Below are 23,943 nucleotides of genomic sequence, written 5' to 3'. Positions count from 1 at the left end.
TGGAAAAGCGGGAATAAAAAGGGTGCGCGTTTATGTTAGGGAAAGGGGTTAGAAGCGTGACAGGGCGTTTCAAATATGCCGGCTCAAGATTTTTTAAAGAAGGTTTTTATGACCAGTCGGCTCAAACAGCTTATTATTTTATGCTCTCTATGTTTCCGTTTTTATTTATGGTCGTATCGATCGCAAGTTTTCTGCCGATCTCCTCGACAGAACTGATTACGATCATTCAGCCATATGCACCTGCGGGGACATACAGACTAATTGAAACCAATTTGAGAGCCATTCTGGATTCCGGCCAGGGACAGGTATTATCCATCAGTTTTATTTCAACCTTCTGGCTTGCCTCCATGGCTGTTCAATCACTGGTTCGTTCACTGAGCAGTATTTACAAAATAGAAAGAACAGAAAGTTTTATAAAAGGTTTATTCAGCGACTTTTTCTTAACAATCGGTTTTGTATTCATTTTACCTTTAACGATTTTAATTCCGTTAATTGAAAAAGTGATACAGCGGATTGCAGAGGAAACATTTTTATTTCAGGTGGACTGGATTGATATCTGGACACCGATACGCTGGGGGATCGGCTCCTTTGTGCTGTTTCTATTTTTCTGGGTGCTGTACCGTTACCTTCCAAGGCACCGGCTTAAATGGAGGGACGTTCTCCCCGGGGCACTGTTTGCCGTTGTTTTCTGGCAGGTGATTTCAGAAGGGTTTTCAGTGTTTGTAAGCTACGGAAATTACAGCCGCTTATATGGACAGCTTGGATCGGTCATTGTATTAATGATCTGGTTTTATTTGACCGCATTCGTGCTGCTCTTTGGCGCTTTACTGAATGCATATGGAAAAGAAGGAAACAGGAGTGATCAGAATGCCTGATGTTGTATTGTTTGATGGAGATTGTAACGTCTGTGACTGGAGTGTGCGTTTTATTATGAAAAGAGATCCGGAAGGGCATTTTCATTTTGCCTCGCTCCAGGGTGAAGTCGGGAGCAAGATGAGGGCGTCATACGGAATTGACCCTCTTATTGATTCTGTAATGTTAATAAAGGATGATAAAGTCTATACAAAGTCGACTGCAGTATTAACGATTTGCAAATCGCTGACAGGTCCAGCAGGGTTCCTTCCCGTTTTTCTTGCAGTGCCGAAGCCTTTAAGAGATCTCGTGTACGGCTTCATTGCCAAAAACCGTTTTCACTGGTTTGGTAAAAAACAGGCCTGCGGTATTCCTACTGTGGAAGAGAGAAGAAGAATGCTGGATTGATTATGTATATCCAATCTTAGCAGACCGGCATAATACGCCGGTCTGCTTTTTTGTGTAAAGATATTGAAAATAAATTTTGAGATATGGGGATATAAAACTTATTAAATCATTGTTTGTTTAAAAAGAATGACCAGACACGGTTTAGAAATTCAACAACGCAAAAAAGAAGAGGGCATCAGCCTTCTTCTTTTTGGATCGGTGTATATTTTTTAGTTGAAAATTGATCCTTCAGCATCTGCACACCCAATACAAAACACAGCATGCCGGTCAGCCATACAAGACCTGCTACACCAAACAGGAATTGAACCTGATCAGAAATGTTCTCAATAGAGGATGATCCTGGTTCAGCCCCCAGTCCTGCCCAGAATGTAAGGTAGGCAATGATGGTAAGAACGATATGGCCAATCAGCCACAGAAAGGCTGCTTTCATCCGGGGGGCACGTCTGATTGCCAGGACGAGAAATAAAATGACAGCAGCTGCTGCCAGGACAAATCCCCATTCCATAAAAAATAAAAAAGTCGGATTCAAATCATAAATCATATTGAGCGGGCTCCTTAACACGTAAATTTACTACTTTCATTATTCACGATAACGGACAGGATTGCCACTCTCAATCGCTGACGATTTTTTGACAAAAAAACTTGAACCCCCTGCGTTCATCTTGCTTTTCTGCAGGGGGTTCAAGTACTACACACCGTGTGTATCCTCTAACTTATTTAATTCATCAGAGTACTTCATAAAAGCGTCCTGATCTTTGTTGTCTAACGCTTCATTAATTAGTTTCAATAGTTTTTCCTTGCGATGACGGACAAGAATTTCATTTAATACCATGTCTACGTAAATCTCCATCATCGTCATTTCGCTTGACTGTTTCTGAGGGACGGTTGACTCATTCATAAATTCTGCGAACGATTTGTTGTTTTCCATCTTCATCACCTCTGCCGCTTTTTTTCATTATAGAGAATATCACGAACAATATCAACTGAAATTTTTAAATTTTTTGACAATAATACTTTTGTTACCGTTTATCAAATGGTTATAAGGTTCTAAAATATCAAATATTTTCTTATTTTATTCTATACATGGAAGTGAAATTTGATGTATGATAGTTCCATAAAAGATCAAAGGAGTGATAAAATGGAAATCAGAAAGATGAAGCTTCAAAAAGAAGCAGTCATGTATACCATTAATGCGGCGACCATGATGCTTTCACCTGTTATAAAAGAAGGGGCGTTAACGGGCACCGTGGTCTATGAAAAGGGATCTCCACCCTTCGAAGTGGATCAGACTCCGATCAGTATCATCGAGCATTCCTGTCTTTATTATTTTTCAACGTACGAAGGACGCAAAACCTCATCCAGAATCCTCACTCAAATCAGCCACAAACCTCCCATTGTGATTGACCCCGTTACAAGCGTCTATTTCTTTTCAACCCATGCAGATTCAAATCCGTCGAACCACTGGATCTCACTTACACATGTCATTGCAGTAGGTTCCAGCAATTCAAGTGCCGAAGCGCTTGTGACGCTGTCGGGTAACGTGGAAATAAAGCTGCCGTTGTCACGCAACGCCATGCATCAGCAGTATCTTAAGGCCGCTGTACTTTCATGGAAGCTGACTCAAAACCTGGATCAGATCAGGGAAAAGTCCGAGGATTCCTATAAAGCAACGCAGCATCAGAAACGATACTTATTTGTGGAGTATTTAAACAGAATCGAACAGGCCGATGCTCAGGAGCCTGTCAAGCCGGCAGAAGGCGGTCTTGAGGTTTCGGGAGAACGTAACGTTAAACGCTCAAATAAGTAATAGCGAAGCAGCTTTTCCACATGGTTGCGCAGTCGCGGATTAAAATAATTATGTTTTTCCTCATATCCTTTATAGACAAATAAATACGTAGTAAAAGCATCATCATGATTCACTCTGACCACTTTCATATTCTCTTTTTTCATTTGTTTTTTTACAGCGGCAAGGTCTTTTTGAACAGCAATCATGGTTCCTTCCAGTAGCTCCAGATAAGGTCTCGGAAGCTTGACGGCGCTCTTTTCGATAATCAGCCGGTCCCGTTCGAGTACCTTAAGTACCATTGGAAGATAAAAAGCATTTTCCAGACAGTCGCGATCATCGGGTGGAATTTTTGTCATAAGCAATTCCTCCTTTAAACGAACATATGTTCTATTTTATTTTACACAGATTTAGAAAAGTTACAATACAAATTTATTTCCAGTAGTGGATTTTGCTATTTAACATTGTAAATGAGAGCATGAAAAACGCTAATCACGATTTTCTGCTCTTTTTTATGTGCTCATCAAAGGCAGTCTGAATCGAACATTATTTGCATTATTCACAAAAAAATCTGATAATAGAACAAGTTGGTTATCTCGATAACCGAAATAAAGAGGTGGAGGGTCAATCATGAGTGAAAAAAGAAAAATGACGGCAGAGGATTTGTATTTAATTGAATCGCTTACCGATCCACGCTGGTCGCCGGATGGAAAAGAAGTTCTTTATGTAAAAACACATATTGATCAGGGTGAGCATACATACGTTTCTAATTTATTTCATTTTGATGTGGAATCAGCAGAGTCAACCCAATGGACATATGGGGATAAAAGAGTGTCTTCACCGCGCTGGTCCCCGGATGGAAAGAAGATCGTTTTCCTTTCAAGCCGCAGCGGAAAGAACGAGCTTTATGTGCTCTCAAAATCCGGAGGAGAGGCCAGAAAGCTGACTGATACGGATCATGGTGTTTCAAACCCTGTGTGGGCTCCGTGCGGAACGAAAATTGCTTTTAACGTATCGGTTAAACCGGGGGAGTCATTTAAAACGGATAAAAAAGATGAAAAAGAAGACAAGAAACTGAAGCCTTATGTGGCAGATACGATGAAATATAAGGCGGACGGGGCAGGGCTTCTTGATGAAAAAGAAAGACAGATCGCGATATTGGATCTCAACACGGAGGAAACAGAGCTGTTAACAGAAGGTGAAAACAGCTATAGTCTGCTTGACTGGTCTCCTGATGGCGAATGGCTTGCATACGTCACGGATGCTGACGAAGAAAATAAAGATTTTTCATTTAACAATGAGCTTTATCTTCACTCGCTTAAAAAAGGTGAAAAGCAGAAGATAAAAACAGCTGAAGGCTATACAGGGTTTGCTAAATGGTCACCGGACGGCCTTAAGCTTGCTTATACAGCGAGCGGACGCACGTATGAAAATGCCACTCACTCAGAAATCTGGGTATACGATCCTTCTCATGAAACATCACAATGTCTGACTGAGGGAATTGACGCGCCTGTCGGGGATTATGCAGTGGCAGACATTCATCAGGGTGCAGGCGTTCCAGGACTTGTGTGGAACGACAACAACAGCTTTTATTTTGTACTGAGCGACCAGGGAAATGTCGCGCTATATTACGGTTCCCTTGAAGGAGAGTTATATCCGGCTCTGGAAGGAAATCATCACGTGTACGGATTTGATGTGCATGGTCAGACTCAGAAGATTGCAGCCGCAATCAGTACACATACAAACCCTGGGGATTTGCATATTGTGCATGTCCCGACTGGTAAAAATGATAAAGTCACTGACGTAAATGAAAAACTTCTGAGGGAAGTGGAAATTGTTCAGCCGGAGGATGTCCAGTATGACAGTGCAGATGGACTGACCGTGCGTGGCTGGATGATGAAGCCGGCTGGTTTTGAAGAAAAAACAAAGTATCCATTCATTCTCGAAATACACGGTGGTCCGCATGCGATGTACGCCAATACCTTTTTCCATGAAATGCAGCTTCTGGCGGCACAGGGCTATGCCGTGCTGTACGTTAATCCACGCGGGAGTCACGGCTATGGACAAACTTTTGTTGATGCCGTACGCGGAGATTATGGCGGAGGAGATTACCGTGATCTGATGGCTGCGGTAGATGGTGCACTTGAGCAATTTGATTTTATCGATCAGACGCGCCTTGGTGTGACAGGTGGAAGCTACGGCGGGTTTATGACAAACTGGATTGCCGGACAGACTGACCGCTTCAAAGCGGCAGTTACGCAGCGCTGTATCAGTAACTGGATCAGTTTTTACGGAGTCAGCGATATTGGTTACTATTTCAGCGAATGGCAGATCCAGGCGGACCTTGGCGATATCGACACGCTTTGGAAGCACTCTCCACTGGCTTATGCAGACAATATCAAAACGCCGCTTCTGATCATGCACAGTGAAAAGGACTACCGCTGTCCGATTGAACAGGCAGAACAGCTTTATATTGCGCTTAAGCGAAAGGAAAAGACAACAAGACTGGTCCGTTTCCCTGAATCAGATCATAATCTTTCGCGAACAGGAAAACCGCATTTGAGACTGGATCGATTGAATCATCTTACAGGTTGGTTTTCAGAGTATCTGTAATATAAAAGTGAAGGAACTGACAAGCCAAAAACCCCGTGAAATCAAAATCTGATCTCACGGGGTTTTTATCATCCGGCAGACGGAACTTGAATCGTTACATCGAAGTGAAAGGGATGTAAACAGTCGTTTAGCCAGACGCCAAAAAGGGAAAAATACAGGCATGCCAAATGTGCGGAATTGTCAGGATATGCTATACTGATACAGTAACCGCACAATGGTGATCATGAACAGAGAGGCGTTGGAATAACGTTGGAAACTCTTTTGGATTGGCTGACGGTAGAAAATTTGAGGGAGATTATTCAGGAATATCGGTCATTTGGACCGATCATTGGATTTTTACTTCCTATTTTAGAAGCGTTTCTTCCATTTCTGCCACTTGTAGCATTTGTTGTGGCAAATGCGAACGCATATGGCGTTTTATTCGGTATTTTACTGTCGTGGGCAGGGACTGTAACAGGTGCAATGCTTGTCTTTTTATTGATCCGAAGATTTGGTGACAGAAAATTTCTGGCCTTTCTCCGTAATCAGAAGCAGGTTAATAAATTGACAAACTGGGTGGAGAGACATGGATTCGGTCCGTTGTTCCTTCTTCTATGTTTTCCATTTACTCCTTCTGCGGTTGTGAATGTGGTGGCAGGTTTATCAAGAATCAGCATTATGCAGTACATGCTGGCTGTTATTACAGGAAAACTTGTCATGATCTCGACAATTTCATTTATTGGAGCTGATCTTGTATCCCTGATCAGGGAACCGGTCAAGACGGCAATTGTGTTAGGTGTTATAGTTGTATTATGGATTGTAGGAAAAAGAGTGGAAGCACGAATTAATAAAAAAATGGAACGGGATATCATGATTCATGACACCCAGAATCACAAGAGATCTTCCGCTGGAAATGAAAGGTTGGAGAATGAATGGAATCGTGGAAAAAAGAAGGCTTCGAATGGCTCAAAGCACTAGCGGTTGGTGTGGTGATCGTACTGGTTGTCCGCATTTTCCTTTTCTCGAATTATGTAGTAGAAGGGGTTTCAATGCAACCGACTTTGCAGGATGGAAATAAGCTTGTTATTAATAAAATCGGCTATCAGATTGGGGAACTTGACCGGTTTGATGTGATTGTTTTTCATGCAAATGAGACAGAAGATTATGTAAAGCGTGTCATTGGTCTGCCTGGCGATGAGGTAACTTATGAAGACGATAAGCTATATATAAACGGTGAATATTATGAAGAGCCGTATCTGGATGAATTCCATGCAGAAAATGCAGATGGCCGTCTGACAGGTGACTTTACGCTTGAGGAGCTGACGGGTCAGACAACCGTTCCTGAGGGAATGATTTTTGTTCTTGGAGATAACAGACAGGAAAGCCTGGACAGCCGTATTTTCGGATTTGTTGATCAGGAATCTGTAGTTGGAAAAGTGGACCTGCGCTATTGGCCATTAGATGAACTTGATGTCCGGTTTTATGACTGATCAATGAGAAAGCTGTCCTGAACGCAGGGCAGCTTTTTTTACAAGAGAATGCAAAACGAGTAAAGGTGGGGGAGTCATGCTGCTTGAAAATGATCATATTTATCTCGGTCCCGTTAAAGAAGCTGAATTTAGTGAGGTTTCAGATTGGTACCGCCATGAGACACTTGTCAGGAGATTAAATGCCAGACCTTATTATTTTGAAACAGAAGTTGAAATCAAAAAATGGTGGGAGAGTGAAAAACATACGTCTTATAAGTTTGGTATCAGAATGAAGGATAGTCACAAATTAATCGGATTCGTTGTGCTGGACGGCATTTTATGGAATCAGCGTAACGGGTGGATCTCTATTGCGATCGGTGAATCTTCAGAATGGGGAAAAGGCTATGGAAAAGAGGCGATGGAGTGTTGTCTGCATTATGCATTCGACGAATTGAACCTGCATCGTATTCAACTGACGGTATTCTCTTATAATGAGCCCGCCATTCGCCTTTATGCTGCACTTGGTTTCACGAAGGAAGGGTCATACAGGGAATTTATTGAACGTGATGGAAAACATTACGATATGCATTTATATGGTTTGTTGCGCCGCGAGTGGAAATCACTTCACCTATCATCATGATTGTTAATGAGAAAATAAAGGAGGGGTTTTGTCATGGAACTGATAATGAGAACAGGTCGTTCAGGAACAGGGAAAACGGATTCCATTATTCGGGATATTACATCCCGTGTAAAAGCAGATCCATCCGGGAAGCCGATTTTTTTAATTGTACCTGAGCAAATGACGTTTCAATCTGAATACCGGCTGGCACAGGAGACGGGCGGTATGGTAAGGGTCCAGGTGATGAGCTTTACCCGATTGGCGTGGCGGGTGCTGCAGGAGACGGGAGGCGCGGCACGGCAGCATATCAACCGGACCGGGACGAATATGCTCGTCAGAAAATTAATCTCGGAAGAAAAAGACCATCTTGTAATGTTCAATAAAGCCGCACGTAAACACGGATTTACCGGGCATGTTGAAAAAATGCTGAAGGAATTGAGAAGATATTGTGTTCTTCCTTCTGAACTGCTTGAAAAAACGGCTGACCTTTCTGCTGAACCTGCCCCAAAATCACTGGTGGATAAACTGAAGGATATTGAACGTATTTACGAGGGTTACGATCGACACTTAAAAGATAAATATATAGATTCTGAGGACTATTTGCAGCTTCTTGCTCAAAAAATAGAACAGTCAGATCTGATCAGACGTTCAACGATATACATAGATGGATTTCACAGCTTTACACCCCAGGAGTACCTGGTTATTGAAAAATTGATCAGACAGTCGGAACAGGTGACAGCGGCACTTACTGTCGATGCCGATTTTAAAGATCCTGCACTGTTCAGACAAACAACAGAAACCTTTTATACATTAAAAAACATTGCGGAGGAAATGGGATCCTCATTTAAAATGGAGCGCTTTACCGAAAATGAGAAGTATCGGGGCAGCGGTCTTGAATTTCTGGAGCGTTTTTTCGATCAGCCCCTGAAGTCATTTGAAGAACAGGCAGATCTGCTTGTGATTGAATCTGCCAACCGCCGTGCAGAGGCTGAAGCAGTTGCGCGGGAGATCCGCAGACTTGCAAGGGATGAACATTACCGCTATAAAGATATGGCCGTCCTGCTTCGTAACGGAGAAGCCTATCATGAGGTCATTGAACCTGTATTTAAGGATTATGATATTCCGTATTTCATTGATAAGAAACGGACGATGCTGAATCATCCACTGATTGAGTTTATCCGCTCAACGCTTGAAATTGTTACAAAAAATTGGCGGTATGAAGCGGTTTTCAGGGCAATTAAGACAGAGCTTTTCTATCCGCCCGAAGCGAATGCAGACATACTCCGCGGGAAAATGGACCGCCTGGAGAATTTCGTTCTTGCCCAGGGAATTCAGGGAGACCGCTGGCTGAATGAAAAAGGATTTTATTATAAACGGTTTAAGGGACTCGATTTTGTGCACCTGCCACAGACGGATGATGAGAGAATGATTCAGGATGAGCTCAATGACATGAGAGCGATGATCACTGAACCACTTAAACAGCTGATCAGTCAGCTGTCTCAGGCAAAAACCATTCGAGGTTTTTGCGAATCACTGTTTTTATACCTGGAACATCTCCAGGTGCCGGACAAGCTTGAAACCATGTCAGTCAAGGCGGAAGACCAGGGTGATGTTACATCTGCAAGAGAGCATGATCAGGCGTGGGATGCTGTCATGGACCTGTTGAATCAGTTTGTGGAAATCTCCGGTGACGAAGAGATGACAGTAAATGAGTTCAGCAGTGTGCTTGATGCAGGAATTGAGGCGCTTGAGTTTTCGCTCGTGCCGCCTGCCATTGATCAGGTGATTGTGGCAGATATGGAACTATCGAGATTGCCTGCAGTTAAGGCGTCATTTGTGATGGGTGTCAATGATGGCGTACTGCCTGCCCGCATTCAGGACGACGGGATTCTCGCAGAAGATGACCGTTTGTTTTTGGAGAGAGCAGGTATGAAACTGGCTCCCGGTGTGAGAGAGCGTCTTTCAGACGAGGATTTTCTTGCCTACAGAGCTTTTACTTCACCATCTGAAAAGCTGATCGTGAGCTACCCGATTGCCGATGAGGAAGGAAAGTCACTTATTGTTTCGCCGTATATCAAAAAAGTAACGGATATATTGCCTGATCATAAAAGAAAGCTTGCCGTTAATGACCCGGTTGAAATCACCACATCAGAGCAGATCGACTATATATGTCATCCTGTTCCGACTGCTTCTTTTTTGACCTCCCAGCTTCAGCAGCTGAGAAAGGATTATCCGATCCACGACAGCTGGCGTGAAACGTATAATTTTTATGTGCGTGATCACGGATGGAAAGAAAAAAGCAGAACCATTTTATCAGGATTATTTTATGAAAACCGCGCGAATCCGCTGTCAAGGGAAGTGGCGAAGGAACTTTACGGATCTTCGATTCTTGCAAGTGTGTCGAGAATGGAGCGGTTGAACAGCTGTGCCTTTTCGCATTTTTCAAGTCATGGTCTGAAGCTTCAGGAGCGGAGTATCTACAGGCTTGAGGCGCCAAATATCGGAGAGCTGTTCCACGCGGCATTAAAATGGATTTCTGAAGAGCTTTTGAAAAAAGGAGTCAGCTGGAAAACGCTCAGCCGGAAGGAATGTGCAGAGCTTGCTCAGGCTGCAGTGATGCATATTGGTCCCCAGCTTCAACATGACATCCTAAATAGCTCGAATAAGCACCGTTACATTGCCAGAAAGCTTCAGGGAGTGATCAGTCAGGCGTCATATATTCTGAGTGAGCATGCGCGGGCTGGCGATTTTGAACCGTTGAGAGTAGAGCTTGGATTTGGTCCGCGTCAGGAGCTACCGCCGCTTCACGTTCAACTGGATGGCGGCAGCGAAATGGCGCTACAGGGACGGATTGACCGTGTCGATCAGGCAAGGGCAGGGGATCGCGTTTACCTGAGAGTGATTGATTATAAATCAAGCGTCAAAGACCTTGATTTCACTGAGATTTATTATGGTTTGTCGCTTCAGATGATGACGTATCTCGATGTCGCCCTTGAGAATGCCGACCGGCTTGTTAAGCAGAAAGCAGAGCCAGCCGGGGTTTTATATTTCCATCTTCATAATCCGCTGATTAAAACGAAGAAGCCTTTAAGCGATGAGGAACTGGAACAGGAAATGTTGAAAAAATATAAAATGAAAGGCCTGATACTCGGTGATGAGGAAGTTGTTCAATTAATGGACCTGACGCTTGAACAGGGAAACTCTTCCATCATTTCTGCAGGCTTTAAAAAAGACGGAAAGCTTCGTTCAGATTCGAAAACAGCAAGCCGCTCACAGTTTGAATTTATGAGAAAACATACACGCAACATGTTCAAACACTCCGGAAACAGGATTGTAACCGGTGATGTGTCAATTGATCCGTATGAATATAAAAAGCGGACGCCTTGCCAGTTTTGTTCCTATCGTTCTGTATGCCAGTTTGATACAGGACTTGAGGAAAACAGGTACCGATCGCTTAAACCGAAAAAAGCAGAGGATTTATTCAGTGCCATGAAGGAGGATACACATGATTCCAGTGAAACCCGCTGAAGCCACGTGGACCGATGATCAGTGGAAAGCGATATGGGAAAAAGACCGGGATATTCTCGTTGCAGCGGCAGCAGGATCGGGGAAAACAGCTGTCCTGGTTGAGCGACTCATTCAAAAAGTGCTGAATCCTGAGGACCCGGCAGATATTGATCAGCTGCTTGTCGTGACCTTTACCAATGCCTCAGCAGCCGAAATGAAACACAGAGTCGGGGAAGCGCTCGAGAAGGCGCTTGCTGAAAATCCGGAATCAAGACGTCTCAGACGCCAGATGAGTCTGTTAAATAAAGCATCGATCTCAACGCTGCATTCATTTTGTCTTGATGTCATCCGTAAATATTATTACCTGATTGATATCGATCCGGGATTTCGAATCGCGGATGATACAGAAGCCGAGCTGTTAAAGGATGAAGTGATCGAAGACCTTCTTGAAAGAGAGTACGGGATACCTGAGAATGATTCCTTTTATGAGCTTGTCGAAGCGGTCACGAATGATCGCAGTGACGATGCACTCCACCAGCTGATCAGAAGGCTCCACACCTTCTCGAGATCTCACGCCAATCCGGATGCGTGGCTTGACCGGATTATTAAACTGCACCAGACGGATGGGATGGACGTCGATGATCATCCGCTTGCCGGGTATATTTTATTTCATGTCCAGCTTGAAATAGAAGGGGCCATTCAGCTGATTGAAATGGCGTTGCAATCTTCCCGGGAGCCTGGAGGACCGGCACCAAGAGCGGTGAACTATGACGATGATCTCAGACAGCTGATGATGCTGAAAAGCGCATCAGGATGGACCGAAACAGAAACGGCTTTAAATGCGATCTCTTTTACAAGGCTGAAGCCGTGTAAAGGAGACGAATATAACGAAGACCTTGTAGAGCAGGCAAAAAAATGGCGCGATCAGGCGAAAAAGATGATCGATGGGCTCAAAGACAGCTTTTTTTCAAGAGCGCCGGACCGACTGCTGCAGGACATGAATAAAATGACCGGGCAGCTTTCCACACTGATTGAGCTCGTAAAGGAATTTGAACACGGATTCCGTGAAGCGAAAGAAGAGCGGGGGCTTGTGGACTTTAATGATCTTGAGCACTTTTGTCTTGATATTTTAAGGGAGCCCGGGACAAATGATCCGTCCCAGGCGGCGATGCATTACCGCAATCAATTTAAAGAAGTGCTGGTGGATGAGTATCAGGATACAAATATGGTACAGGAAACAATTCTCCAGCTTGTCAAAACAGGAACTGAAAAGAACGGGAATCTGTTTATGGTTGGGGATGTGAAGCAGTCTATTTATCGCTTCCGTCTGGCAGAGCCGAATTTATTCTTAGGGAAATACAGAAGCTTTCAGCAGCCTGACAGCGGTCTGAAAATCGACCTTTCGATGAACTTCAGAAGCCGTCCTGAAGTACTTGACGGGGTCAACTTTATTTTCCGTCAGATCATGGGTGAAATGGTCGGGGAGATCGATTATGATCAGGATGCAGAGCTTGTCAACGGTGCTCCATATCCGAAGGAACAAACGACACCGGTAAAGCTTGCGCTGATTGATCAGGCAGACCCGGATGTGCCTGAGGAAACGGCTGAAGAGGTGATGGACGAGCGCGAGCTTGAGCGGTCCGTACTTGAAGCGAGATACATGATCCGTGAAATCCGTCAGATGATTGATGAAAACAAACAGGTATATGATGTGAAGCAAAAAAGGTACCGTCCCCTTGAGTACAGGGATATTGTGATTTTGACGAGATCGATGACATGGACACCGGATATCATGGATGAATTCAGGCAGGCAGGTATCCCTTTGTATGCAAATTTATCAACCGGATATTTTGACGCAACAGAAGTAGCGATTATGATTTCTTTACTGAAGGTGATTGATAATCCGATGCAGGACATTCCCCTTGCGTCTGTTCTCCGGTCACCGGTGATGCGATGCACAGAGGAGCAGCTTGCAACGATACGCACCTTTGCTTCATCAGGGACGTTCTGGGATGCACTGCAGACGTTTTATCACCAGGGTGGAAGAGCGAAGGATGAAGCGCTTCACGATAAACTGGGCAAATTTTTGGAAAACCTGAATAAGTGGCGGTCAATGGCGCGGATGGGATCCGTATCAGCGCTCGTCTGGCAATTGTTCCGTGACACACAATTTTATGATTTTGTCGGCGGTCTGCCCGGTGGAAAACAGCGACAGGCGAACCTGAGGGCACTTTATGACCGTGCCCGTCAATATGAATCGACCTCCTTCAGGGGACTGTTCCGTTTTCTGCGCTTTATTGAAAGAATGCGTGATCGGGGAAATGATCTTGGAACAGCCCGTGCAATCAGTGAGCAGGAAGATGTGGTCAGACTAATGACGATTCACTCGAGCAAAGGTCTTGAGTTTCCTGTTGTCTTTATTTCCGGAATGGCAAGGCAATTTAACGAAATGGATCTTCGGGGCAGATTTTTCCTCGATAAAGAATTTGGTCTGGCTATGCCGTATGTTAATACAACGGCGAGATTAAGCTATGATACACTTCCTCAAATGGCGTTTAAAGAAAAGAAGCGTCTGGAGAACCTGGCAGAAGAAATGCGGATTCTATATGTGGCAATGACGCGGGCAAAAGAAGAGCTCATTTTGATTGGTACAGTAGCTGATGCAGAAAAAGCATTTGAAAAGTGGTCTGCTTCAGGAAATCATGCGGACTGGCTGCTGCCGGATTACACGAGAAAAGGAGCACGCTCTTACCTTGACTGGGTCGGGGCTGCACTCGTCCGCCATCAGGATTTTCATGAAGTCCAGTCGGACCGCGTTCTGACGGATTCATCGAAATGGAAAGTAAACCGGATCTTAAAGGAAGAACTTCAGCAAAATGAGAAAAAAGATGAGCAGGCTTCAGCCGACCTTGAGCATGTGCAAAAACATGAGCCGCTTCATGTGGACAGCTCATATAAAGAAGAGGTACTTAACCGTCTGACCTGGCACTATGCGCATGAGACAGCGTCTGTCACCCGTTCAAAGCAGTCTGTGTCGGATATCAAAAGGCAAAATGAAGTACGTGACGAATACAGTGTGGACCAGGTTGTAAAAAGAGATCGAAAAAAACTGTACGACAGACCGGCATTTATGCAGGAGGAAAAAATGACTGCTGCAGAAAGAGGAACGGTCATGCATACCGTCATGCAGCAAATACCTTTAATGCAAAAGCCTGATCGGGAATCTGTGCAATCAATATTAAGTGAACTCGTGTTAAAAGAGATTTTGACAGAGGAACAGGCGAAGTCAGTCAGGATCAATCAGCTGCTCGGTTTCTTTGACAGTCATCTCGGCAGTCGGCTGTTATCTGCTAAAAGTGTCAGCAGAGAGGTTCCATTTACGATCGCTGCATCTCCAGAAGAAGCAGGGCTTGGAGGTAAAGTGAATGACCACATCATTATCCAGGGGATTGCCGACTGTCTGTTTGAGGATGACCAGGGCCTGGTATTACTGGATTACAAAACGGATTTCACAGACCGCAGCAATCCTTTAGAAGAGGAAAAACTTGCAGCGCGTTATCGTGTTCAGGTCGACTTATATAAAAAGGCACTCGAAAAAAGCCTGAACAGGAAGATTAATGAGTCGTATTTATATTTCTTCCATTCTGAAATGGTTGTTAGAATGGGAGAGTAATCTCAGAGTGAGCGGCGCTGAGATTAGTCCAGTCATGCGAAGGGACAGGGCATCCGGCAAAGCTGAATTAGAGAAAGCGGAGGGATGAAAGTGGGCATTCAGCCACTGGAACAGCAGGGCAGAATACAGGCGTTAGACGTCATGAGAGGATTTTCGCTCCTCGGAATTTTTATTGTTAACATGATTTCATTTCACTCACCAATTTATTATTATGATCCATACTCATGGTGGGGAGACTCGGTAAATGCACAGACCTACTGGTTCATCAATGTATTTGTCCAGGCGAGCTTCTATCCGATTTTCGCGATGATGTTCGGAGCGGGTCTTGCCATTCAGCACTACCGGATGAAAGAGAAGGGGCAGAGTTTTACCGGCTTTGCCATAAAAAGACTCGCTGTATTACTGGTCATCGGAATCATCCACGCCTTTCTTGTATGGTCGGGAGATATTCTGATTACTTATGCAGTGACGGGATTCTTTTTAATCTGGATGCTGACTTTAAGCGGTAAAATGCTGCTGATTTTAGGTTTTATCATTTATTTTCTGCCGCAGACACTGCTGGCAGTTATTCTGATTTTCGCTTCAGCCGTTGATCCTACAACGGTGACGAACTTCAGCTCGGTTCAGGGGATTGAATCTTCTATCAACAATTACGGTGCAGGGACCATTGGTGAGATTTTAAATCAGAGAATGGATGACTGGCTGGTTGCCAACAATACGGCTGGATTTGTTTCCATCGTCATTGCGATCCTCCCGCTCATGATGATTGGTGCAGGGATTGCCAAGACAGGGCTGCTTCGGAGAGCGTCTGAGAAGAAAAAAATGATTGGCGTACTTGCTGCTGTATTTTTGGCAGCGGGTCTAGTAGTTAAAACAATTCCCTACTGGGCGGAGACAAATCTTGCCTACGACTTTATGCAGGACTTTGTAGGAGGACCGTTGCTCTCTCTTGCTTATATGGCGATCATTGCACTTGCCATGACAAGCAGTCTGATGGCAAAACTTCTGAGCCCGCTTGCGAAAACCGGCAGGATGTCATTGACGAACTACCTGCTGCAGTCCGTGATCGGAACCTTGATTTTCTACAATTATGGACTCGGTTTATACGGCGAAGTGACGCTTTTGACAGGGACGTTAATGGCCCTTGGGATCTTTATAATGCAGGTCATTTTGTCAGAAATATGGCTCTCAAAATTTAAACAGGGACCAATGGAAAGTATTTGGAGGAAATTAACATACCCGAAAACTCAAAAAATCTCAAAATAGTTCTGCCAGTATAATAGAAAGCATGTATAATAGAAGAACAATTCAGACTTTTAAGGAGTGTACACCAAATGAAATTTTTATCTTTCCGTTTTGAAGACAAACTGCTCTACGGAGTGAAAGTAAAGCGAGAGGAAGCTGCCTGGAATATTGTCCGCATTCATAAAGAACTGCTGCCAAACGAACAGGTGCCTGCAACTCTTTTAGAAGGTATTCAAAGCGGAATGGAACTGCAGGAAACAGTGAGAAAATGCATACGTGCAGCAGAAGAAAGCGACCATGTTTCCCGCTATAAAGTGAAATTTGATGACCTCGTATGGGAAGCGCCTGTGCCGCGCACCCCGAAAAACGTTATGTGTATCGGTAAAAACTACCGTGATCATGTACTTGAAATGGGATCGGAAAGCGATCTGCCGGAGGATCTTGTGGTCTTCACAAAGGCATCAACATCCATCACAGGCGACAGCAGTCTTATTCCTTCCTATGAGGAATTGACGAACGAGCTGGATTACGAAGGCGAATTAGCGATCGTGATCGGCAAAAGAGGCAAAAACATTCCTGAAAAGCAGGCCATTGATTACGTATTCGGCTACACCATTGTAAACGACGTAACAGCCCGAGACCTGCAGAAAAAACATAAACAATTCTTCCTTGGCAAAAGCCTGGATGAAACATGCCCGATGGGACCATTCCTTGTATCAAAGGATGAAATTCCAAATCCAAACAAACTGAGCATCGTCACAAAAGTTAACGACGAAATCCGTCAGGACGGAAACACGTCAGACATGATCTTCTCGGTCGAAAACATCATCTCCACTCTTTCAAGAGGCATGACACTCGAGCCTGGAGACGTCATCGCAACAGGAACACCTGCAGGAGTAGGAAAAGGCTTCAACCCTCCTAAATTCCTTAAACAGGGCGATGTTGTCAAAGTTTCCGTCCAGGGTATCGGAACATTAACAAACGAAATCGGCGAATAATAAATAAAAACAGACACTCTATGATGGGGTGTCTGTTTTTTGGGTAATGATAAGTATATCTGAGAGGGTAAGCGCTTTTATTTGACCACTTTTTGTGGTTATTTAACAACTTTTCAAGGTTATTTGACAACTCTTTCGCAGTATTTAACCACTCTTTTCGATTATTTAGCAACTTTAAGGCTTTATTTAACAACACTGCCTGGAACCCATGTAACAACGGCAATTGTTAATTGCATTCTAAAACTTTATTGAGGGGGCTGAGACATCCGAAGACTCCTGCGATAGAGAAGCGACAGGTGAGACAGCGTAATGCGGAGCATTAGCTGGCTCACCGCCCGGCCACGGAAAGCACAGGGTGTCTGCGGCCCGGTTTTACAATCAAACACATGATGTCCCCTGACCGGTTCAAAATAATCCCCTCAAAAATATTAGTCAAAATCCTGTCAATGTTTCTGAGCAAAACGAAAAGGGAATATGGTAGCATAGAGATAGTTCACTATTATGTATCAGGAGGTTTTGGGATGCTCGACAATACACATTTACACATTACAACGTGGGTATTAGGTATTATTCTCTTTTTCGTTGCATTAGCACTCTACAAAGGAGCCAATGCAAAAGGCGCTAAAATTGTACATATGATTCTACGTCTGCTTTACATTCTGATCGTTTTCACAGGCGCATGGTTATTCTTCCTGAACTCACAGTTCGATGCTGCCCTTTACGGCGTCAAGTTTCTGATGGGAATCCTTGTGATTGGATTCATGGAAATGATCCTTGTACGAACAAAAAAGCAGAAGCCGACAAAAGTAATGTGGATTCTATTTGCCGTTGCGCTTTTAGTGACGCTTTACTTTGGATTCAGCCTGCCATTAGGATTCAACTTTTTAATGTAAAAGTCGCTTATTTAGCGGCTTTTTTCTGTATATTTGTTAACTTCCTGAAGGCCTGCATTCAGAATTGTTTTCAACCCGACACGTGTGTATACTAATAACATCAACTATCTGTATAACATATGTATAATTTATGTACACAAAATGTTCGTTAGAAATGGAGGCAAAAATATGAGCCGCTCAATCGCTGTGATCGGAGCAGGACCGGGGGGTCTCGCGGCAGCTATGCTGCTTGCTTCAAAGGGATATGAAGTAGATGTTTATGAAAAACACCCGTTTGTAGGAGGGAGAAACAGTTCTTTTACACAAAACGGTTTTACATTTGATGTAGGTCCGACATTTTTAAGTATGCCGGAGATAGCTGAAGAGCTATTTCAGGAGGCAGGGAGGGATCTGCACGATTATGTGGATCTTAAGGAGCTGGACATGATGTACGAGCTCGTATTTCCTGATAAACAGGTGAAAATGTATCGTGATCCCGAGAAAATGAAGGAACAGATCCGTCATTTCTTTCCCGGGGATGAAAAGGGTTATGATGCATTTATGAATGATACCCGTAAGAAAATGGATGCGCTCCGTCCGATTCTTCAAAGCAAAATGGACCGCTATTCAGATTACCTGACGCTAAAGGTGCTGAAGGCATTGCCGGAGCTGTCTCTCGGTAAAAGCCTGTACGATGTATTGAGTAAATATTTTGAGCATGAACAGCTGAAGCTCGGCTTTACTTTCCAGGCTAAATATCTTGGGATGTCGCCGTGGGAATGTCCAGGCGCATTTTCCATCCTGTCCTTTATGGAGCATGAATACGGCATTTTCCACCCGATTGGAGGTGTGAATCAGCTGTCAAAGGCGATGGCGAAGGTGGCTGAAGAACATGGTGCACGCATTCACCTGAACAGTGGTGTGAAAAAGCTGCTTCTTGATAATCAGAATAATGTAACGGGTCTTATTCTTGAGTCCGGTAAAGAAGTGGAAGCAGATGATGTGGTCATTAATGGGGATTTTGCGCACGTGATGACGAATCTCGTTGACGAAGGTAAATTAAAAAAATTCAGCCCTAAAAAGCTTGAGGCTAAAAAATATTCCTGCTCTACTTTTATGATTTATTTAGGTGTTGATCAAACATATGACTTGCCTCACCATACGATTTCTTTTGCTGAGGATTATAAAAAGAACGTGGATGAGATTATGCAGGATTACGTCATGTCTGATGATCCTTCGATCTACATTCAAAACGCATCAGTAACGGACCCTACACTCGCGCCGGAAGGGAAATCAGCCATTTATATTCTCGCGCCGGTCCCGAATAACATGAGTAAGCTGGACTGGGAACAGCATCAGGATACGTTCCGTGATCTTGTGCTTGATTCAGTTGAGAAGAAGACAGGCTTTAAAGGGTTACGTGATCATATTGAAACAGAAAGAATCATCAGTCCAATCAATTGGGAAATGGACTTTAATGTTTATAAAGGGGCAACATTCAGCTTAGGCCATCAGCTGAGCCAGATGATGACGCTGCGTCCGCACAACAAATTTGAGGAGCTCGGTAACACATGGCTTGTCGGTGGGGGAACCCATCCGGGAAGCGGCCTGCCAACCATACTCGAGTCAGCAAGAATTACGACAAACTTACTTACACAGGAAAGAAAGCAGCATGCGCCTGTGGCGGATGGTGCTGTATGAAAAACATATCAATCATAGGTGGCGGAATAGGCGGGATGATGTCCGCGTTACTTTTGTCTGTAAAAGGATTTAACGTTACGCTTTTTGAAAAGGAAGCTGTGTTAGGGGGCCGGTTGGCTTTTCATCATCACGGTAACACTAAAATAGATAAGGGACCGACGATTGTTCTGCTACCCGACATGCTGAAGGGCATTTTAAAGGAAGCGGGCGTTCATGAAAATGACTATGAATTGATTGAATGCGATCCACTGTACGATATTCATTTCGCAGATGGAACAACCTACACGAAATATCGAGATAAAGACAAACAGATGGCTGAGATCAGCAGGGTGTTTCCTGGAGAGGAAGCCGGTTTTAAAGAGTTTATGGCTGATATGACTTACAGATTTAACGAGGGGAAACCCCGTTTTCTGGAGCAGTCCTTTCTTACGCGCTGGCAGACCATTCAGCCAGCGACCCTTAACTCACTGAGAAAACTGAAAGCATTCCGCTCAGTATCAAAACAGCTTCAGGCGTATTTTACTGACGACCGTCTGAAAACGGCATATGCACTCCAGACCTTATATATAGGAGGCAATCCGTTTGCAACGCCGGGTATTTACTCACTCGTTTCCTACAGTGAGCATGAGCACGGTATTTACTATGTGAAAGGCGGTTATGCGAGTCTTGTTGACGTCCTTGAGCGTGCAATGGATAAGCGTGGTGTTCGCATCGTCAAAAAAGCAAAAATCGAAGAGGTTGTCATTGAAGGCGGAAAGGCTTCGGGCATTAAATATAACGGCATTTTTGAAAAAACAGATGCTGTAGTATTAAATGGTGACTTTCCAATTGCGGAAAAGCTCGTCAGACAGCAGGGGCGTCAATATCAGCCATCTTCAGGTTGTATGCTTTTATATGCAGGAATTAAGGGGCGTTATGTCGAAAAGAAGATACACCAGTTTTATATGGGTGAGAACTTTGAACGTAATATGAACCAGATATTTAAAGAACAGAGGATTCCGGAAGATCCGTCTTATTATGTCTTCAACCCTTCGATTATTGATGCCAATCTGGCACCTGAAGGCGAGAGCGTTCTCTATGTACTCATCCCCGTTCCATCAGGAGATACAATTGACTGGACGAAGGAAAAGGACAGGCTTGCAAAACAAGTATTGAGCCGGATGGAGACACAGGGATTTACGGATTTAAAAGAACGGCTGAATTGGCTGGATATCAGAACACCGGAGGAAGCAAAGATGGAAGGGTTGTATGCAGGCGGAAGCTTTGGTATTGCACCTACTCTGTTCCAGTCGGGTCCATTCAGGCCTCAGTTTCAGCCGTACCCGGAATTAAAAAATGTATTTGCTGTAGGAGCGTCTGTGCATCCGGGTGGCGGTGTGCCGATCGTGATGCAGGGAGCAAAGCTATTAGCGGATGGGATTGAAAAAATGGTTCACGGAAAGGATGAGATCAAGCATGGAACTGACGAAAGCGTATAAAGAATGTGAGAACATTATAAAAGAGCATTCCAAAACATTTCATCGTGCATTTTCTCTGCTTCCCGGCGATCAGAGGAGAGCTGTGTGGGCCATTTACGGCTTTTGCCGAACGGTTGACGACATCGTGGATGAAAGTGAATTCCCGGAAGAAGAGTTAAGGGTCTTTGAGCAGGAGTTTTCAAACTTCCTGAATGGGCAGATTGATTCTTCAAATGCCAGGTGGGTCGCCCTCGCTGATGTATTTTCAAAATATGATATGAATGTCCAGGCTTTTCAGGATATGGTGAAGGGGCAGAAAATGGACCTAGCTCACAGGGATTACAGAACCATTGATGATGTGCTGGATTATTCGTATCACGTAGCCAGTACAGTAGGGTTGATGCTGCTGCCTGTGCTAGCCCCTGACAACGAAAAAGAGTTAAGGGAAAGTGCGGTCCAGCTTGGATATGCGATGCAAATTACGAACATTTTAAGAGATATTGGTGAGGATCTGGAGCGCAACCGTGTATACTTGCCTAAGGACGTCATGAGCCGTCATCAATATTCAGAGGAACGATTATATGAGCGTATTGGCGGGGAACAGTTTAACGCTGTTTGGGAAGAGCTTGCCGGACTCGCGGAGCAGCATTATGATGCTGCGATGGAGAAGATGCACCTTTACCCGGTTTACAGCAGGCCGCCTGTAAAAGGTGCGGCTGTACTATACCGTGCGATCCTCGATGAAATACGGAAAAATGATTATAATGTGTTTTCGGTTAAAAACTATGTGTCTTCGAGAGAGAAGGACAGGTTGCTATCATCATAGATTATTAAGGTAGGTAAAAATACCTCAGCGCTTAGGTGCTGAGGTATTTTATTTGGGCTTCTCTAAAACCGTACCAGGCCATTCCTTCGCTTTCCTTTGTCTAGCTCTGGCGACTAGCCCCTCGAGGTCATAAGTCAAAGATGAACGAGGGCAAAGATCAGCCCTCTTTTCATCTTCGCCTTATGCTTGTCGTGGCTGGACGAGTCGCCTCCGCTTTTCCTGATGTCTAGCTCCGGCGGGCAGGGACTAGCAAACTTCCCGTCCTCTCGTTCGATAAGTCAACATCGGCTAACTTCGTTCACCGTGTTTCCTTTATCTTCGTCGAGGTCGGTCCAGTTTGTACGTCCCTAAACGCCCGCCTCCGCTTTTCTGGAGGCCGCGCGGTAAGCCAGCTAGCGCTCTGCGATTCGCTGTCTCACCTGTCGCTTCACTGCCGCAGGAGTCTCCGGAATGACCCGGCACTCAAAGTGTTTACTTTCACGTTGTTTATAAAACTGATGAGATGTTAATCTAAAACAGCAAAAAGCAGAATGTGCCCCCACACATTCTGCTTTTTATAATTATACTGTTTTTCTTGTTTCGGGCTGCTTAACCGTTGTGCCAAGCTGATTGAGACGTTCAACGAGGTTACCTGTTGCGTTAGCTGTTTGTGGAGAGCTTGATGACATAAGAGATTCTTTAAACTCGTAAGCATTTGAACCGTGCTCGGAGTAGTCAAGACCTGCAAGCTCCTCTTCGCGTGTAACGCGGATACCACCGAGTGATTTCATGGCGAATACGACAGCACTTACCGCAAGGCCGGTCCAGAGGATGACTGCGCCGACACCGATCGACTGAACGCCCAGTAATCCGGCTCCTCCTCCATAAAACAGTCCGTTTGCTGTGTCAAAAAGTCCGACGGCAAGTGTTCCCCAGATACCGCAGATTCCGTGGACGGCAATTGCACCTACAGGATCGTCTGCACGAAGAACAACGTCGATAAAACGTATGCCTTCAACGAGGATCACACCTGCAACTAGACCAATTACAATCGCACCAGCAAGTGATACGTTTGCTGTTCCTGCTGTGATCCCTACAAGACCACCGAGTGCTCCGTTCAATGTGATTGAAGGGTCAATTTTTTTGAAACGGATCCGTGAATAAAGAGCTGAAGAAATCACACCTGCAGACGCAGAAAGCAGGGTAGTCGAAATTACGATTGGTACAAGTGTCGGGTCAGCTGCCAGTGAGCTCCCTCCATTGAATCCGAACCATCCGAACCACAGGATGAAGACGCCAAGTGCGCCTAATGGAATGCTATGACCCGGAATCGCATTGACTTTTTTGCCTTCATATTTTCCAATACGTGAACCGAGGAACAGAACGGCGAACAATGCACCAACAGCTCCGGTTAAGTGAACCACTGTTGATCCGGCGAAGTCTACGAATCCAAGTTCAGAGATCCATCCGCCTCCCCATACCCAGTGTCCGACAACCGGATAGATAGCGCCGGTCATGAGAACGGTAAGAATCAGGTAGCTGCTCAGCTTCATGCGTTCAGCAACAGCACCGGAAATGATCGTTGCGCAGGTAGCTGCGAACACAGCCTGGAATAAGAAGAACCCAACGTCTTCAACACCGGATAAGGCAAACCCGCTTGTGCCGAAAAATCCGTTTGTATTTCCGAACATAATGCCGTAACCGACTAAAAAGTAAAGGACTGAACCGATCGAGATCGTCAGAATATTTTTCATCAGAATGTTTAATGTGTTTTTAGCCCGGGTAAAGCCGGATTCCACCATTGCAAATCCTGCATGCATAAAAAATACTAAGATTGCAGCGATCATGACCCACATCGTATCTAATGAAAATTGTACACTTTCAGCAGTCACAGGTGCTGCAAACGCGCTTGTCGTAAACAAACTCCCAATTGCTGTTACAGATAAAATTTTCTTTTTCATC

Annotated in this window: 19 protein-coding genes; 15 read left to right on the top strand and 4 right to left on the bottom strand. The window is 44.5% G+C overall.

Features of this window, described 5'->3' with window-relative positions; translation table 11 throughout:
* Positions 1–56: 56 nt before the first annotated feature.
* Both E2491_RS09470 and E2491_RS09465 read left to right on the top strand, forming a co-directional pair.
* On the top strand, positions 57–875 hold the full coding sequence (locus E2491_RS09470) for a YihY/virulence factor BrkB family protein (protein ID WP_166805839.1): 819 nt from the start codon (positions 57–59) through the stop codon (positions 873–875).
* The gene (locus E2491_RS09465; protein ID WP_134375298.1) at positions 868–1,260 is read left to right on the top strand and encodes a thiol-disulfide oxidoreductase DCC family protein; all 393 of its coding nucleotides are present in this window, start codon (positions 868–870) and stop codon (positions 1,258–1,260) included. The genes E2491_RS09470 and E2491_RS09465 overlap by 8 nt, the downstream gene beginning before the upstream one ends.
* A 175-nt stretch (positions 1,261–1,435) precedes the next feature.
* Here E2491_RS09465 and E2491_RS09460 read toward each other — a convergent pair whose 3' ends face one another.
* Together E2491_RS09460 and E2491_RS09455 are read right to left on the bottom strand one after the other, a co-directional pair.
* Positions 1,436–1,801: a hypothetical protein gene (locus E2491_RS09460; RefSeq protein ID WP_134375296.1), complete on the bottom strand. Its 366-nt coding sequence runs from the start codon at positions 1,799–1,801 to the stop codon at positions 1,436–1,438.
* Between the two features lie 147 nt (positions 1,802–1,948).
* On the bottom strand, positions 1,949–2,188 hold the full coding sequence (locus E2491_RS09455; RefSeq protein WP_166805838.1) for an IDEAL domain-containing protein: 240 nt from the start codon (positions 2,186–2,188) through the stop codon (positions 1,949–1,951).
* A gap of 210 nt (positions 2,189–2,398) precedes the next feature.
* On the opposite strand from E2491_RS09455, the gene E2491_RS09450 reads away from it, so the two are divergent.
* Positions 2,399–3,067: a competence protein ComK gene (locus E2491_RS09450; protein WP_166805837.1), complete on the top strand. Its 669-nt coding sequence runs from the start codon at positions 2,399–2,401 to the stop codon at positions 3,065–3,067.
* Here the strand turns inward: E2491_RS09450 and E2491_RS09445 are convergent.
* On the bottom strand, positions 2,992–3,402 hold the full coding sequence (locus tag E2491_RS09445) for a YhjD family protein (protein ID WP_134375290.1): 411 nt from the start codon (positions 3,400–3,402) through the stop codon (positions 2,992–2,994). The genes E2491_RS09450 and E2491_RS09445 overlap by 76 nt on opposite strands.
* 271 nt (positions 3,403–3,673) lie before the next feature.
* Here E2491_RS09445 and E2491_RS09440 point away from each other — a divergent pair, with 271 nt between their 5' ends.
* The 12 genes from E2491_RS09440 (at position 3,674) to E2491_RS09385 (ending at position 22,002) form a co-directional block, all read left to right on the top strand.
* Positions 3,674–5,656 carry a S9 family peptidase gene (locus E2491_RS09440; RefSeq protein WP_134375288.1) on the top strand — a complete coding sequence of 661 codons (1,983 nt, stop codon included), beginning with the start codon at positions 3,674–3,676 and terminating at the stop codon, positions 5,654–5,656.
* A 243-nt stretch (positions 5,657–5,899) separates the two neighbouring features.
* On the top strand, positions 5,900–6,613 hold the full coding sequence (locus E2491_RS09435) for a TVP38/TMEM64 family protein (RefSeq protein ID WP_134375286.1): 714 nt from the start codon (positions 5,900–5,902) through the stop codon (positions 6,611–6,613).
* Positions 6,568–7,125: a signal peptidase I gene (gene lepB / locus E2491_RS09430; protein ID WP_134375284.1), complete on the top strand. Its 558-nt coding sequence runs from the start codon at positions 6,568–6,570 to the stop codon at positions 7,123–7,125. Before E2491_RS09435 ends, lepB begins: the two co-directional genes overlap by 46 nt.
* A 76-nt stretch (positions 7,126–7,201) precedes the next feature.
* The gene (locus E2491_RS09425) at positions 7,202–7,744 is read left to right on the top strand and encodes a GNAT family N-acetyltransferase (protein ID WP_134375282.1); all 543 of its coding nucleotides are present in this window, start codon (positions 7,202–7,204) and stop codon (positions 7,742–7,744) included.
* 33 nt (positions 7,745–7,777) lie between these two features.
* Complete coding sequence (addB, locus tag E2491_RS09420) at positions 7,778–11,251, top strand: helicase-exonuclease AddAB subunit AddB (protein ID WP_134375280.1); 3,474 nt, start codon at positions 7,778–7,780, stop codon at positions 11,249–11,251.
* Positions 11,229–14,903 carry a helicase-exonuclease AddAB subunit AddA gene (gene addA / locus E2491_RS09415; protein ID WP_134375278.1) on the top strand — a complete coding sequence of 1,225 codons (3,675 nt, stop codon included), beginning with the start codon at positions 11,229–11,231 and terminating at the stop codon, positions 14,901–14,903. The genes addB and addA overlap by 23 nt, the downstream gene beginning before the upstream one ends.
* 90 nt (positions 14,904–14,993) lie before the next feature.
* Positions 14,994–16,169, top strand: coding sequence for a DUF418 domain-containing protein (locus tag E2491_RS09410; RefSeq protein ID WP_134375276.1), 1,176 nt, complete (start codon positions 14,994–14,996; stop codon positions 16,167–16,169).
* Between the two features lie 68 nt (positions 16,170–16,237).
* Positions 16,238–17,146 (top strand): fumarylacetoacetate hydrolase family protein, encoded by a 909-nt coding sequence (locus E2491_RS09405; RefSeq protein ID WP_134375274.1) that lies wholly within the window; start codon positions 16,238–16,240, stop codon positions 17,144–17,146.
* A gap of 521 nt (positions 17,147–17,667) precedes the next feature.
* Positions 17,668–18,039, top strand: coding sequence for a YisL family protein (locus tag E2491_RS09400; RefSeq protein ID WP_134375272.1), 372 nt, complete (start codon positions 17,668–17,670; stop codon positions 18,037–18,039).
* A 168-nt stretch (positions 18,040–18,207) separates the two neighbouring features.
* Positions 18,208–19,719 (top strand): phytoene desaturase family protein, encoded by a 1,512-nt coding sequence (locus E2491_RS09395; RefSeq protein WP_134375270.1) that lies wholly within the window; start codon positions 18,208–18,210, stop codon positions 19,717–19,719.
* Positions 19,716–21,197, top strand: a complete 1,482-nt coding sequence (locus E2491_RS09390) for a phytoene desaturase family protein (protein WP_134375268.1) — start codon at positions 19,716–19,718, stop codon at positions 21,195–21,197. The genes E2491_RS09395 and E2491_RS09390 overlap by 4 nt, the downstream gene beginning before the upstream one ends.
* Positions 21,175–22,002 carry a phytoene/squalene synthase family protein gene (locus E2491_RS09385; RefSeq protein ID WP_134375266.1) on the top strand — a complete coding sequence of 276 codons (828 nt, stop codon included), beginning with the start codon at positions 21,175–21,177 and terminating at the stop codon, positions 22,000–22,002. The genes E2491_RS09390 and E2491_RS09385 overlap by 23 nt, the downstream gene beginning before the upstream one ends.
* A gap of 560 nt (positions 22,003–22,562) precedes the next feature.
* Here the strand turns inward: E2491_RS09385 and E2491_RS09380 are convergent.
* Positions 22,563–23,942, bottom strand: coding sequence for an ammonium transporter (locus E2491_RS09380; protein WP_134375264.1), 1,380 nt, complete (start codon positions 23,940–23,942; stop codon positions 22,563–22,565).
* Position 23,943: the final 1 nt, after the last annotated feature.

It is taken from the genome of Jeotgalibacillus sp. R-1-5s-1, from assembly GCF_004405105.1.
Lineage (GTDB): Bacteria > Bacillota > Bacilli > Bacillales > Jeotgalibacillaceae > Jeotgalibacillus.
Note: the sequence above shows the minus strand (reverse complement) of the source record. Positions and strands in the feature narration are given on the sequence as shown.

Excerpts from the sequence above, each read along its gene's own strand:
- E2491_RS09465 (WP_134375298.1), top strand. The coding sequence starts at position 868 with ATGCCTGATGTTGTATTGTTTGATGGAGATTGTAACGTCTGTGACTGG.
- E2491_RS09460 (WP_134375296.1), bottom strand. The coding sequence starts at position 1,801 with ATGATTTATGATTTGAATCCGACTTTTTTATTTTTTATGGAATGGGGA.
- E2491_RS09455 (WP_166805838.1), bottom strand. The coding sequence starts at position 2,188 with ATGGAAAACAACAAATCGTTCGCAGAATTTATGAATGAGTCAACCGTC.
- E2491_RS09450 (WP_166805837.1), top strand. The coding sequence starts at position 2,399 with ATGGAAATCAGAAAGATGAAGCTTCAAAAAGAAGCAGTCATGTATACC.
- E2491_RS09445 (WP_134375290.1), bottom strand. The coding sequence starts at position 3,402 with ATGACAAAAATTCCACCCGATGATCGCGACTGTCTGGAAAATGCTTTT.
- E2491_RS09440 (WP_134375288.1), top strand. The coding sequence starts at position 3,674 with ATGAGTGAAAAAAGAAAAATGACGGCAGAGGATTTGTATTTAATTGAA.
- lepB (WP_134375284.1), top strand. The coding sequence starts at position 6,568 with ATGGAATCGTGGAAAAAAGAAGGCTTCGAATGGCTCAAAGCACTAGCG.
- E2491_RS09425 (WP_134375282.1), top strand. The coding sequence starts at position 7,202 with ATGCTGCTTGAAAATGATCATATTTATCTCGGTCCCGTTAAAGAAGCT.
- addB (WP_134375280.1), top strand. The coding sequence starts at position 7,778 with ATGGAACTGATAATGAGAACAGGTCGTTCAGGAACAGGGAAAACGGAT.
- addA (WP_134375278.1), top strand. The coding sequence starts at position 11,229 with ATGATTCCAGTGAAACCCGCTGAAGCCACGTGGACCGATGATCAGTGG.
- E2491_RS09405 (WP_134375274.1), top strand. The coding sequence starts at position 16,238 with ATGAAATTTTTATCTTTCCGTTTTGAAGACAAACTGCTCTACGGAGTG.
- E2491_RS09400 (WP_134375272.1), top strand. The coding sequence starts at position 17,668 with ATGCTCGACAATACACATTTACACATTACAACGTGGGTATTAGGTATT.
- E2491_RS09395 (WP_134375270.1), top strand. The coding sequence starts at position 18,208 with ATGAGCCGCTCAATCGCTGTGATCGGAGCAGGACCGGGGGGTCTCGCG.
- E2491_RS09390 (WP_134375268.1), top strand. The coding sequence starts at position 19,716 with ATGAAAAACATATCAATCATAGGTGGCGGAATAGGCGGGATGATGTCC.
- E2491_RS09385 (WP_134375266.1), top strand. The coding sequence starts at position 21,175 with ATGGAACTGACGAAAGCGTATAAAGAATGTGAGAACATTATAAAAGAG.
- E2491_RS09380 (WP_134375264.1), bottom strand. The coding sequence starts at position 23,942 with ATGAAAAAGAAAATTTTATCTGTAACAGCAATTGGGAGTTTGTTTACG.